General features: G+C 73.3%; 11 protein-coding genes and 1 pseudogene. 2 read left to right on the top strand and 10 right to left on the bottom strand.

Translation table 11 applies throughout. The features are described from left to right. Positions 1 to 27: 27 nt before the first annotated feature. Positions 28 to 852, bottom strand: coding sequence for an isocitrate lyase/PEP mutase family protein (locus E1267_RS12920; RefSeq protein WP_132332677.1), 825 nt, complete (start codon positions 850 to 852; stop codon positions 28 to 30). A 100-nt stretch (positions 853 to 952) separates the two neighbouring features. Between E1267_RS12920 and E1267_RS12925 the strand changes: the two genes are divergently transcribed. Next, a complete protein-coding gene (locus E1267_RS12925; protein ID WP_132332678.1) occupies positions 953 to 1,873 on the top strand; it encodes a LysR family transcriptional regulator in 921 nt (306 codons plus the stop codon). A gap of 48 nt (positions 1,874 to 1,921) precedes the next feature. On the opposite strand, the gene E1267_RS12930 is transcribed toward E1267_RS12925, so the two are convergent. From E1267_RS12930 to E1267_RS12950, 5 genes and pseudogenes are all read right to left on the bottom strand, one after another. Continuing rightward, entirely contained in the window at positions 1,922 to 2,335 is a 414-nt protein-coding gene (locus E1267_RS12930) for a hypothetical protein (RefSeq protein WP_132332679.1), read from the bottom strand. Between the two features lie 73 nt (positions 2,336 to 2,408). Then, complete coding sequence (locus tag E1267_RS12935; protein WP_132332680.1) at positions 2,409 to 4,541, bottom strand: SpoIIE family protein phosphatase; 2,133 nt, start codon at positions 4,539 to 4,541, stop codon at positions 2,409 to 2,411. Between the two features lie 296 nt (positions 4,542 to 4,837). Then, positions 4,838 to 5,071 (bottom strand): annotated as a pseudogene (locus E1267_RS12940) (winged helix-turn-helix transcriptional regulator); the annotation flags it as partial. A 67-nt stretch (positions 5,072 to 5,138) separates the two neighbouring features. Then, positions 5,139 to 5,555, bottom strand: a complete 417-nt coding sequence (locus E1267_RS12945; RefSeq protein ID WP_132332682.1) for a hypothetical protein — start codon at positions 5,553 to 5,555, stop codon at positions 5,139 to 5,141. Between the two features lie 224 nt (positions 5,556 to 5,779). After that, a complete protein-coding gene (locus tag E1267_RS12950) occupies positions 5,780 to 6,058 on the bottom strand; it encodes a muconolactone Delta-isomerase family protein (RefSeq protein ID WP_132332683.1) in 279 nt (92 codons plus the stop codon). Between the two features lie 230 nt (positions 6,059 to 6,288). Between E1267_RS12950 and E1267_RS46320 the strand changes: the two genes are divergently transcribed. Beyond that, the gene (locus tag E1267_RS46320; protein ID WP_246063821.1) at positions 6,289 to 6,717 is read left to right on the top strand and encodes an RraA family protein; all 429 of its coding nucleotides are present in this window, start codon (positions 6,289 to 6,291) and stop codon (positions 6,715 to 6,717) included. On the opposite strand, the gene E1267_RS12960 is transcribed toward E1267_RS46320, so the two are convergent. The 4 genes from E1267_RS12960 to E1267_RS12975 form a co-directional block, all read right to left on the bottom strand. Then, positions 6,689 to 7,735, bottom strand: coding sequence for a class I SAM-dependent methyltransferase (locus E1267_RS12960; protein ID WP_132332684.1), 1,047 nt, complete (start codon positions 7,733 to 7,735; stop codon positions 6,689 to 6,691). The two genes, E1267_RS46320 and E1267_RS12960, sit on opposite strands and share 29 nt — an antisense overlap. A gap of 110 nt (positions 7,736 to 7,845) precedes the next feature. Next, entirely contained in the window at positions 7,846 to 8,898 is a 1,053-nt protein-coding gene (locus tag E1267_RS12965; protein WP_132332685.1) for an aldo/keto reductase, read from the bottom strand. A gap of 72 nt (positions 8,899 to 8,970) precedes the next feature. Further along, positions 8,971 to 10,713 carry a DJ-1/PfpI family protein gene (locus tag E1267_RS12970; RefSeq protein ID WP_132332686.1) on the bottom strand — a complete coding sequence of 581 codons (1,743 nt, stop codon included), beginning with the start codon at positions 10,711 to 10,713 and terminating at the stop codon, positions 8,971 to 8,973. 119 nt (positions 10,714 to 10,832) lie between these two features. Beyond that, a partial coding sequence (locus E1267_RS12975) for a helix-turn-helix transcriptional regulator (RefSeq protein ID WP_132332687.1) occupies positions 10,833 to 12,972 on the bottom strand: 2,140 nt, incomplete at its 5' end.

Consider the following 12,972-nt stretch of genomic DNA (forward strand, 5'->3'; position numbering starts at 1 on the left):
TGTCATGCGCCGCCGGGGCGGCCCTCCTCAGGGGGTGGAGTACGGCCTGAACGCGCGGAGGAGCTCGCCCATCGGCGGCACGTCCGCGACGAACCCGAACCGGCCGTCGCGCATCTGCTTGGCCGCGTCGAGGAACGCGCCGAGCGCGTACCGGGACAGCGCGCCGCCGATGCTCACCCGGCGCACCCCGATCTCGGCGAGCTGCTCCAGCGTGATCGCCGGGTCGGCGAAGCCCATCACCACGTTCACCGGCCTGCCGACGGAGGAGACGACCGCCCGCATCTCGTCGAGCGTGCGCAGCCCCGGCGCGTACAGGACGTCGGCGCCCGCCTCCTCGAAGGCATGGAGACGCCGGATGGTGTCGTCGAGCCCGCCCGCGTCGTACAGCAGGTTCTCGGCCCTGGCGGTCAGCACGAGCGGGACGGGCAGCCCGCGCGTGACCTCGACGGCGGCCCGCACGCGCTCGACGGCCAGCCCGAAGTCGTAGATCGGCCTCCTGCGGTCGCCGGTGGCGTCCTCGATGGACGCGCCGGCCACGCCGCAGGCGCAGGCGTCCGCGATCATCTTGGCCGCCTCGGCGGGGTCGTCGGCGAAGCCGTTCTCCAGGTCGGCGTTGACGGGCAGCGGGGTCGCCGCGCTGATGACGCGGCAGTTGCCGAGGACGTCCTGCCGGGCGGCCCGGGTGCGGCCGGCCTGGTTGGCCACGCCGAGGCTGGTGGTGGCGAGGGCGTCGAAACCCAGCGAGGCCAGCAGCCTTGCCGTGCCGGCGTCCCACGGGTTGGGGAGCAGGAACGGCTCGGGGCCGTCGTGGAGCGCCCGGAAACGCGTCGCTCGGGCCGTCTGGTCGGTCATGGTGCTCTCCCGTCGTGAGCTGCGGTGACGCCTTCACTCTGGCCGCCCGGCGACAGATCAGTCAAATGCATGGTGATAATGCTGCCCATCAGGAATACTGATGGATGTGACTGTCGAGGAGATCGAGGCGTTCACCGCCATCGCGGAGCTGGGCGGGTTCACGGACGCGTCCAGGAAGCTCAACCGGTCGCAGCCCGCGATCAGCCGCCGCATCCGCGAGCTGGAGCAGTCGCTGGGTGCCGCCCTGTTCGAGCGGACCGGCCGCAGCGTGGCGCTCACCGACGCGGGCCGGGCACTCCTGCCGTACGCGGAGGCCGCGCTTGCGGCGATCCGGGACGGCGAGCGGGCCGTGCGCGAGGCGGCCGAGCGGCCCGGCGGCGCCCGGACCCTCAGCCTGGCCATCGTCGGCACCCTGGCCGACTCGCACATCGTCGAGGCGCTGCGCACGTTCGAGTCGCGGTTCCCCGAGGCCTCGGTCGAGCTGCGCACCGCCACGAGCCGCGAGGTGAGCGCCCTTGTCCGCGGCGGCGAGGCCACCCTGGGCCTGCGCTACTTCCCCGACGCCGACCCCAAGCTGGAGTCGATCCCGCTCGGCGTCGAGAAACTCCTGGTCGTCGTGCCCGCCGCGCATCCCGTCACCGCCCGCCGCCTGCCGGATCTGCGGGCCTTCGAGGGCGAGCGGTGGCTGGGCTTCCCTCCCGAGCGGGGCCAGCCCGACTCCTTCGGCCACCTGCTCGACCGCCGGTTGCCCGCGATGGGGCTGGCCGACGCCCCGATCACCAGGGTCGACAGCCTCACCGCGCAGAAGCGGCTGGTGCAGGCCGGCCTCGGCGTCGCCCTCATGCCGGTCAGCAGCGTGAGGGAGGAGTTGCGGATCGGCAGCCTGCGGGCGGTCGAGGTGGACGACCTGGACGCCGCCCTGCCCGTGGTCGTCGTGCGCAGGCGGCGCGGCCACTGGAGCAGGCCGGCGGCGGCGTTCCTGGAGGTGCTGCGGGAGCGCACGCCCGGCGTGCTGGACTGACCGCCCGGGGGGCCCGTCCCAGGAGCGGCTATGGGGCCCGGCCCGCCGTCAGCCGACGGTGCGGGTCCTGACGCGGAGCGTACGCGCGTCGCCCGGCTGCGGTTCGGCCGACATGCCGGCCCGGACCAGCGCTCTCACGCAGGCCGCCATCCCGTCCGCGGTGGGCGGGCGCCGCTCGGCGAAGGTCACCAGGAAGACGCCGTCGTGCCCGCCCTCGACGGCGAACCCGTCGTCGCCGCCCGTCGCGGCGCACCCCGACCGGCGCAGGACCGCGCCGATGCGTTCGGCGTCGCGGTCGCGCTCGCTCCAGAGGGGCCGCCCGCCGGATCCCCACCCGTACGTGGGCCCCTCGTCCGGCTTCGGGGTGCCCGGCGACCGGCTGCCGGTCGTGTGCGGTGCACCGTGGACGGCGGACCGGTCGTCGCCGCCGGCCGCGGGGCGGTCGCGCCAGATCTTCGCCATGGGTCACCTCCTCGGTCCGCCTCAAGGGCTCAAGGGGGTCGCCTCTGCCCCGTACGGTGAGGCCGAAACGGGGTCAGCCCGGGGGCGCGCGGTGCTCCACGAGGAGGAGCGCGATGTCGTCGGCGCGCTGGCTGGTGTGGGGGGCGTGGTTGAGCAGCGTGTCGCAGAGCTGGTGGACGGGCTCGCCGGCGGCGCGGCCGAAGTGCTCGGCGAGCTCGCCGATGGCCTCCCCCAGGTCGACGCCGGGCGTCTCGACGAGGCCGTCGGTGTAGAGGAGGAGGACGGCGTCCGGCGGGAACGGCACCTGGACGGTGGGGTATTCGGCGTCGCCCTGGACGCCGAGCAGGATGCCGGCGGGCACGTCGATGACCTCGGCGGGCTGGCCGGGCGGGCGCAGCAGCGGCGGCGGATGCCCGGCGCTGGCCGCCCAGAGCGTACGCAGCCGCAGGTCGAAGTAGACGAGCAGGCAGCTGGTGAACAGGTCGGGGTCCAGGTCCATGAGCAGGCGGTTGGTCAGCTTGAGCACGTCGCCGGGGCTCGCCCCCGCCGCCGCGTAGGCGTGGATGGCGGTCCTGACCTGCCCCATGAGCGCGGCGGCCGTGACGTTGTGGCCCTGCACGTCCCCGATGATCGCCGCGGCCTTGGTGTGGCCCAGGCGGATCATGTCGTAGAAGTCGCCGCCGATCCCCACGCCACGGGTGGCGGCCACGTACCGGGCGGCCACGTCCAGCCCGGCGATCTCGGGCAGGCTGCGGGGCAGCAGCGAGGTCTGGAGGGTGTGGGCGAGCCGGTCCTTGGCGTCGTAGAGCAGCGCCCGGTCGAGGGCCTGCGCGATGAGCCCGGCCATCGCGGTGAGGCTGACCCGCGTTTCGTCGGTGAACGGGTAGGGCTCGCCGAAGGCCAGCACGCACGCGCCGGCCACGGTGTCGGAGGTGCGCAGCGGCAGGAACGCCCAGGCGGCCATCCCGTCACGGACCTCGGCCCCCGGATACATCCGGTGCAACTCCTCGATGTCGGAGAAGAAGGCGGGCTCGCCGGTGCGCACGACGTGCTGGGCGGGGGCGTCGGCGGCCAGCGGAAGGCGGTCGAACCGCTCGACGAGGCCCGGCTCGTAGCCGTGCGAGCCGATGACGTTCAGCCTGCCGCCTTCGGCCGTCATGATCGTCAGCGCCCGTGCGTCGAACACCGGCATGACATGGCCGACGACCATGTCGACGATCTCCTGCACGTTCAGTGCCCGGCTCAGCGTCGCCGCGAGGTGGAGCAGGTTGTAGAAGACGTCCGCCCGGGGCTGGCTGACGATGCCGGCCACGGGCTCGCCGGGGCGCGGGCCCGGTCGATCGGCCGCCGCCTCCGTGATGTACAGACTGATGCCGGACGAATCCGGATGCAGGCTGATGTGCAGGGCACGGCCATCGGGATGCCGTACGACGCAGGACGTGGGCTCCTGACCGACGGCCGCGGCACGGAAACGGTCCTCGAACAGCGGATCCTTCAGCCACGTCACCGCCCTCCAGAACAACTCGCCCAGTCTGTCGGTGAGGTCGACGCCGAGCACGCCGGCCGTCCCCGCGCTGACGAAGGCCAGGCGTCCTTCAAGGTCCAGGCCCACGCAGCCGTGGCGCAGCCGGTCGAGATAGCAGGTCGAGGCCAGGGCGCGGTGCACGTCCGGCATCAAGGCCCACGAGGGGCGGAGGACACGCGGCTCGCCCCCGGCCCGCGGCGGGATCCCGGCGCGGGCGGCCTCCCCCATGATGCCGCCGAGCGCGCGGGTGGCGCGCTCGATGGTCTCCCGCTCGTGGAGGGTGAGCTCCTCGGGATGTGACGGCGGCCACAGCAGGACCATGGAGCCCCACACCTCCCCGCCCGACTGGATCGGGGCGGCGGCCGTGGCGAACGGGTACGGCAGCGCGATCGCCGTCGCCGGACAGCGGCAGGCGAGCTTCTGGTGGTCGGTCACCCAGACGAGCCTGCTCTCGCGTACGGCGCCCGACGCCGGGACGTCCGCGCTCACCTGTATCCGCGTCCACGGTTTGACGATCTGGGCGGGCAGCCCGGTCTCCGTCTCCATGAGCAGCACCTGGCCGTCGTCGGCCAGCAGGTAGACCACGCCGATGTGCGCTCCCGTGTCGCGTACGGCCTGGGTCAGCACCTCGTCCACCTCAAGGGCATGGTGCGCGGCAGCGCCGACGACGCCGTCCTGCACGGCCTACCTCGCTCCGGCCCGCGGTGACGACGGTGCTGCGCTGCCCTGACCAGCCATAGGCCCAACGGTAAGTGCCCCTGCGCGAGATCTAGAACCGGCATTACCGGGTTCTGGCGGCAAGCTTGTAGAAACTTGGGCGTTCCGGACAGTGAGCACTCCATGACCAGCGGCTGAGGTTCACCTCCGCCAGCGGCTGGAGCCTGATGCTCAACCCGGTCAAGGGCGGCAACGCCAGGACGCGCTCGGCGAACCCGGAGGACTTCTCAGCATGACGGTTCTTTGTTTTTCATAGTGAGCTATGAAAAAGGTAGTAGCGTGGGCATGGAACTTGGTGTCGCCCTGCCCCGTCCGGTCCGCTGGCCACCCCGGCCGGCATCGCCCGCGCCGCCCGCCAGGCTCCGCTCCACGAGCCGCACCGCCATCAGCTCGCGCAGGCGGTCGGTGAGCAGGCCGTCGGTGATCCCGGGGACCGCCCTGGCCAGTTCGCTGAAGCGGGCGGGCCGCTGCAGCAGCGCCACGATGATCATGCCGTTCCACCGCGATTGCGGCGGCTCAGCGCGTCGGTGGCGGTCGCGAAGGCGGCGGCGACCACAGCCGTCACTCGCCCGGGGAACCGCCGAACGGCCGGTGGTGCCGCGCCCTTCCCGAGTCGGGGGTCTTGACGCGGTGGCGGCAGCCGTCCCACGCGATGCGGCCCAGGTTGAGGTGGCCGGTGCAGAGCCGGAAGCCGGTGATCCTGGTGAGCCACGTGCGGCGGGTACGGCAGCCGCCCTGCGGCGCCTGTGCGGTCCACGCCTGGTCGCGGGTGGTGGTGTACTCGGCCCTGACGGCGGTGCCGTCGCGCAGCTTGTCGCACACGGTGATCCGCTTGCGGTCGGCGTCCACGAGGACGGAGCCTTCGCGCGCGTCGTACCTGGCCTTCTCCCATGGCCCGTCGCCCGCCCGTGCGGGGGCGGCGGCCAGAGCGAGTGTCGCCGCGGTCGCCACGGTCATGGTGAGGACGCGCTCGAGCATGTCTGACTCCTTGTCCGCAAGAGCCCGGAGCGCTCGCCGTGTCGTGGGTGTTGGTTCCGCTCCGGGAAGAAGGGCGTGAACTCACCCACTGTGATCGGCCATAGGGGGAGAAGTCCCGCAGGCCGGCGCCATCCCGGCAGGGCTTGGCCAAGACTTGGCCGGTCCGGCGGACGGCCCCGGCGCTCTATGCCCGGAGCAGGACGGCCCGTGTCACATTCGAGAAGCTACGCCCGTTCCTGCGGGTGGGTGGCCAGCGCCTCGACGGTCACGTCCATCCACTTCCACATCGGCAGCGACGTCAGCGCGTCGTGCAACTCGGCGGGGTCGCCCGCCTCATAGAGGCCGACGGTGGCGTTCCGGCCGGGGACCCGCCACAACCGCTTGAGAATGCCGGCGTCTCGCAGCTCCTGGGCCCGCTCGCGCTCCGCCCTGCGCAGGCGGTCACGGGTGTGGTCGGGCGTGTCGGGCGGCAGCAGGTTCTCCGTGCGTACCAGGAATTCCATGGCGCTCCTGTTGAGGGGACGTCCTGGCCCACCAGTAGAACCGGACGCGGGAGTAAGTGTCGCCGGGCATCCGCACGGACTTCGCCGCGACAAATGTCCGATGTGAAGATGGCCGTCCATGCGGTAGGCGGCGGGCTCTAGGTCGAATGACGTAGAGCATGCCGGACGTCACGACGTTCCGGCGCGGGCCGGGCGCTCCTACTGTCCTTCGTGACGGACAACGGATTTTCGTGACGAATGACGACCGAAGGAGAGGTCGCGACGGGTCTGCTGGTGATCAGCGCGCATGCGGGCGACTCGTCTGGGGCGCCGCCGGAGCGATCGCGCCGGCCACGTCCCGAGGCGAGCGCGCGAAGGTGCTGTGCCTGACCACCGTCCACGAGGCGCTGGGCCGCACCGGCCACCTCGGCCCGCAACTGCGGCCCACGCACCTCGGCTCCCGCATCGGCGGCACCGGCGTCACCGTGCTGTGCTGGCCGGGCGACAACCCGATGATCCACGCGGCGGTGGACCAGCGCAGGCCGGGCGCCCCGTTCCGCGCCGGCGAGCTCGGGCTCGACCGTCACGGGCTGCGGGCCGAGCTCGCCGAGCTCGGCGTCACGTACGCCCCCAAGCGGTTGACGTGCCCGCCTAGGGGCGTACCTCGTACACGAGGTTGAACGGGGTCCGCGCCGCCTCGCGGAAGCGGGTGAAGCCCGCCTCCGTGACGACGTCGCGGATGGCGGCGCCCCCGGCCTGCGCGCCGAGCGCGTACCCGCCCGGCTGGGACAGGGCGCTGGGCACGCAGAGGAACGTGGACGCGCTGTAGTACAGCCGTCCCAGCGGGTTGAGGTTCTCCTCGACCCGGTCCGAGGCCAGCGGCTCCACCAGGAGCCACGTACCGTCGGGGGCCAGCGCCCCCCGCACCCGCCTGGCCGCGCCCAGCGGGTCGCCCATGTCGTGCAGGCAGTCGAACATCGCCACCAGGTCGAAGTCCGTGCCGCTGAAGTCCTGCGCGCCGGCGACCTCGAAGCCGACCCGGTCGGCCAGCCCAGCCTCCGCGGCCCGCTTGCGCGCCAGCGCGATCGACTCGGTGTGGTAGTCCGAGCCGAGGACCGTGGTGTGCGGGTACGCCTCGGCGAGCAGCAGCGACGACGAGCCGAGGCCGCAGCCGACGTCGGCGACCCTGCCTCCGGCGGTGAGCTTCGCCTCGACCCCCTCCAGTGCCGGGATCCAGTGCGGGATCAGCTCGGCCGTGTAACCCGCCCGGAAGAACGCGTCGCACCCGACGAAGACGTCCTCGTGGTGCTCGTGCCAGCCGACCCCGGCGCCCGTGCGGAACGCCTCGGTGATGCGCGGCTCCGAGCGCAGCATGCCCAGAGCGATGAGGAACGCCGCCGGCACGTTGGGGCCCTCAGGGCTCGCCAGGCAGAACGCCTGCTCCTCGCTCAGCGAGAACCGGCCGGTCTCCGGCTCGTAGCCGACGTAGCCGCCGGCGGCCTGGCCTCGCAGCCACTCGGTCAGGTAGCGCGGGTGGCATCCGGTGCGTTCGGCGAACTCCTCGGGCGTCGCGGGCCCTTCCGCGAGCGCGCGGTAGAGGCCCAGCCGCTGGCCGACCACGACTGAGCCGGCGGCCTCGGTGGCCGCCATGTCGGCCACGACCCTGCCCAGGAACTCTTTGACCTTCTCGCCGTCCATTCCCCCGTCTCCTTTCCTGCTCAGGCCGGCTCCCACCGGCCTCGACCCCCAAGGTCGGCACATGCCCTGACATGGCGTGGGCACGCGCCCGCGAGACGGGTTCCTGGAGGTCAGCCCGCGCGGATCAGGGATTCGACCGGCGGATTGACGCGGGCGAAGCCCTCCTGGCTGCGGTACGGGTAGTAGGGATAGGCGGCCGTGACGGTGCTGGCCGCGTCGAGCCTGGCCACCTGGTCGCCGGTGAGGCGCCAGCCGGTGGCGCCCAGGTTCTCCCGCAGTTGCTCCTCGTTGCGGGCGCCGACGATGACCGAGGCGACGGTCGGCCGCTGGAGCAGCCAGTTGAGAGCGATCTGCGGGACGGTCCTGCCGGTCTCGCCGGCCAGCTCGTCGAGGACGTCGACCACCGTGTAGAGGCGCTCGTCGTCCACCGGCGGGCCGTACGCGGCGGTCCTGTGCAGCCTGCTGACCTCGGGCAGCGGGACGCCGCGCCGGATCCTGCCGGTGAGGCGGCCCCAGCCGAGCGGGCTCCACACCAGGGCGCCGACGCCCTGGTCGAGGCCGAGGGGCATCAGCTCCCACTCGTAGTCACGGCCCACCAGGGAGTAGTAGACCTGGTGGGCGACGTAGCGCGGGTAGCCGTAGCGGTCGGCCGTCGCGAGCGACTTCATGAGCTGCCAGCCGGAGAAGTTGGACACGCCGACGTACCGGAGTTTGCCGGCCCTGACGAGGTCGCCGAGAGTGGACAGCGCCTCCTCGACCGGCGTGGCGGCGTCGAAGGCGTGCAGCTGGAACAGGTCGATGCGGTCGGTGCCGAGGCGGCGCAGCGCGTCGTCCACCACCTTGACCAGTCGGGGGCGCGAGGTGCCCGCGCCGTCCGGCCCCTCGTGCGTGGGCAGGCCCGCCTTGGTCGAGATGAGCGCGCGGTCGCGGCGGCCTTTCAGCGCCTGGCCGAGCACCTCCTCCGAGGCGCCGTCGGAGTAGACGTCGGCGGTGTCGAACATGGTGACGCCCGCGTCGAGGGCGATGTCGACGAGCCGCCTGGCCTGCGCGACGCCGGTGTCGCCCCACGCGCCGAACAGCTCGCCCTTGCCGCCGAAGGTGCCGGCGCCGAAGCTCAGCGCGGGGACCTTGAGTCCGGAGGCGCCCAGTTGCCGATATTCCATGATTCATGTCCATTCTTGCTAATGGGATTATTGTCCCGTTTAGGATAGCACGCTAACGGGACAGCAATCCCATTAGTGGCTCGTACGGATGCGGCGGAACGCCAGCGGAGCGACCACGGCGGCGGCGCCACCCAGCAGCACCAGCACCAGCAGCACGAGCGTCGCCGGCCACGGCCAGGCGCTGCCGCCCAGCCCGACGTGGGACACCGGATACTCCATCGTTTTCGCCGTCCACAGCGCCGTCTGCACGTCGTAGGTGCGGGCGATGTCGCGCAACACCGGATCGAACGCGAACTCCTCCTCGGTGTGGAGGAACTCAGGCCGCAGTCCCGCCACGCCGTCCGCCGCCCTCGCGCGTGCGGCGTCCACGCCGGGGACGAGCAGGCGGTCGAGCCCGTCCGCCGCGGCGGCGACCGTCGAGCGCGGCACGAAGGTCAGCCCGTGCCTGGAGCGGAACGGCCCGTCGCCCAGCGCGACGGTACGCCCGACCATGGCGTGCTCGGTGTACGAGATGAACACGGACGCGAGCTCCAGCTCGCCGATTCCGCCGGCGACCCGGACGCCTATGGAGGACGGCCCGGGGTTGTAGGAGGCGTTGAGCGCGACCACCAGATCCGGCGGCTGGAGCCGGGACTCGGCGATCCGCACAGCCGCGCCGGGGGAGTAGTGGGGCCAGTGCACCCTCCGCGCCGCCTCCCGGGCGGAGCCGGGGTCGACCAGCCGCTCAAGCATGCGCAGGGCGCCTTCGACGCCGGACAACACGCCGGCCGTGCTGATGATGTCGCCGTCGTCGACGTAGCGCACGCCCGTGACCCAGCCGACGCGGGGGAAGTCGTCACGCAGCCCCGCCATCCGCAACCAGTGCGACGTCGCGGTCCTGCCGTCGAGCAGCCCGCTCGCCGCGAGCGTACGCGCCCCGGTGCAGACGCTCATCGTCAGCGCGCCGGCCGCCGACTGCTCACGCAGCCAGCGGGTGATCGAGCCGAGCTCCGCCGGCCCCGGGTCCTGCAGGGCGGGGACGATCACCGCGTCGAGCGTGTCGTCCTGCTCGTCCAGCAGCCGCGCGAGCTCGGGGAACGTCAGGTCGGGCACCAGGTCCAGGCCGCCGGTCAGGGGCGCCAGCCGGGAGCCGGAGGAGACGACGTAGGTGTTCACCCGGCCGGTGCCCGCCAGCACCTCGTACGGGCCCAGCAGGTCCGCCACGTTCGTGCCGCCGCCGCCGACCAGGAGGGCCACCGTCGGCTTGGCCGGATCGTGCGTCTTCGGCGCCGGCGCGGCGGTCGTCGCGTTCGCGGGAGCCGTGTACAGGTCGCCGAACTTGCCGGTGGTGTTCACCGCGGAGACCGCGCCGGGAAGCAGCAGCGCCGCCAGGACGATGGCCGTCCCGCGCCACCATCCGGACCGGAACCTGAACCGGTGCCGGGGGTCCGCGTACTCCGCGCGCCGCCAGATCATGGCCGCCGCCAGAAGCACCATCGGGATCACATGCCCGATGAGCGTCACCGAAGCGGCCGGTAATGCGCCGAGCCAGAAAGGAACGAGCAGCACGGGGAACGGCAGGAACACCGCGAGGCTCATCTCGGCGATCCGCGGCCGGGCATGCCGGCGCACCAGCATCCAAAGCGCCACACCGGCGGCCATGCCGGCCGCCATGAGCAGGATGTAGAGGTCGAACCGGGCGACCTCCAGCACCGAGACCCACAGGGGGTCGAGCAGCATCATCCCGAGGCCCGCCGCGATGACCAGTTCGAAGTAGTGCCAGACGAGACGGGCGGCGGTGCGTACCCCGCCGGGCCGCCGTTCATGGTTCGTCATGTCGGACTCCTGACGTGAAGGACGTTGAGGCCCCTCACGCTAGGAAGACCGGTCCCGCCACCGAATCAGTGAAGTCGCCGGTCCGCACACCGGTCTCCCGCCAGGGCGGATCACCGTCACTACGCCGGACGTTCCGCCAGGACCATGCGCATGAGCTCGGCCCGCGAGGTGATGCCGGCCTTCTGGAAGACCTTGCGCAGGTGGTAGTCCACCGTGCGCGGGCTGAGAAACAACTGGGCGGCGATCTCCCGGTTCGTCAGCCCCTCGCCGACGGCGAGCGCGATCCGCAGCTCCTGCGGGGTGAGCGTGCTCAGCGCCCCCGCCTCGGGCGCGCGTGCCGACTCGCCGGTGGCGCGCAGCTCGCCCAGCGCCCGATCGGCCCACGCGAGCGCGCCGATGCGGCGGAAGGTCTCCGCCGCGCCACGCAGGTGCTGCTGCGCCGGGGAACGACGGCGGTCCCGCCGCAACTGCTCGCCCAGCAGCAGCTCGGTACGGGCCTGCTCCAGCGGGGCGTCGGACAGCGCGTGCAGGCGCAGGCTCTCCGCGTAAGCGCTCGAACCGTCCTCGGCGACCAGCGCCCGGCAGCGCGCCGCGAGCGCGCCCAGCTCCGGCGACGCGGTGTGCTCCGTCCACCGCGCGTACCGGTCCGCGGCCACGGCCGCCCTGTCGTGCTCACCGGCCCTGACGAGGGCCTCGACCAGGTCGGGAACCAGCCCCATCGCCAGGTCGGAAGGCTGACCCGCGTCCCACCCGCCGACCGCCGCGAAGTGCCGCACGGCCTCGGCGTGCCGGCCCGCGACCAGCTCCACCAGCCCGAGCGCCCGCCTGGCGTACGCCGTCGCGTCGGCCAGCCGCCGCTCGCCCGCCTCGGCCAGCACCCCGGCGGCCAGCTCGCCGGCCTCGGGACGGCCGCGAATCGCGGCGCACAGGGCCAGCAGCCCGCGGTTGCGGCAGGCCGTGTTCGGCTGGCCGACCTCGGCGGCGAACGCACACCCCTCCTCGGCGTGGGCCTCCGCCAGCCCGAGCCGGCCGCGGGCGAGCTCGTCCGCGGCCTGGTACTCGAGGTTCCACGCGAGCGCGCCCAGCGAGCCGCCGGCGCGGGCCAGCCGCCCGGCGTCATGGTACAGGTGCCTGCTCAGCTCACGGTCGCCGAGCCCTCGGGCGATCGCCCCCGCCAGGGTCATCGTGATCGGATCGGTGAGCGCCCGCACCCCGGCGCCGTCCCGTACGGCCGGTCCCGGGCCGTCGCCCGCGTGCACCCGGCAGGCGGCGCGCAACAGCCGCAGCACCGCCTCCTCAGGACCGCCCTGACCGTCGTCGTGGTCCTGCCCCTCCTGTTCCGGCTGGCACGCGTCGAGCCAGCCGGCGAGGTCGGACCAGACCCCCGGGCGGTTGGTACGGGTCCCGAGGTCGCCGTACATCGCGACCGTCGGGGTGAAGCGGCGCCGGTCGACCCGGAGCGCGCGCGGGATCCACGGCTTGATGAGGTCCATCGCGTCCTCGGGGGAGCCGACGAACTCGGCCACCACGGCGCGCATCGCGACCACGGAGATCCGGTCCACCTCGTCCAGGTGCGGCTCGCGCTCCGCCCGGTCCAGCAGGTCCCCGGCCGCGGCGGTGAACCCGCCGCGGACGGCGGCCCGCGCCGCGCTCCACAACCGCCGCCCCCGGTGCGGGCCCGCCGGGGTGAGCTCGGCGGCCCGCGACAGCGCGGCCATGGCCGCCGCCGGGCCACCCCGCAGCGCGGCCTGCTCGGCCGAGCGTTCGAGCAGCCCGGCGGCCTCCTCGTCGTGGCCCGCCGCGGCCTGACCTCGGTGCCAGGCGCGGCGGTGCTGGTCGGCCGGGGCGTCGAACGCCGACGCGAGGGCCCGGTGGATCGCCGCCCGCCGGCCCGCCGTCGCGCTGTGGTAGATCGCCGACCGCATCAGCGGATGCCGGAACACCAGCCGCGGCCCGTCGTACGTGAGCAACTCGTCCAGCTCGGCCCGGTGCAGCGGCCCGGCGTCGACACACACCTCGGCGGCGGCCTTCTCAATGGTCTCCACGCTGCCCGAACCGTCGGCGGCGACGAGCTGGAGCAGCGGCAACGCCTCCGCGTGCCGGGCGCGTACGCGGCTCAGGAACGAACGCCGCAGCTCGTCGGTCAACGCCGGCGGCTCCTGCGCTCCTTCCGGCGGCAGCTCCTTGCCCGCCAGCTCCAGCAGGGCCAGCGGGTTGCCGCCGGTGGCGGCCAGCAGGTGGCGGTGCTCGCCGTCGGTC

It is taken from the genome of Nonomuraea longispora, from assembly GCF_004348345.1.
Classification (GTDB): Bacteria; Actinomycetota; Actinomycetes; order Streptosporangiales; family Streptosporangiaceae; genus Nonomuraea; species Nonomuraea longispora.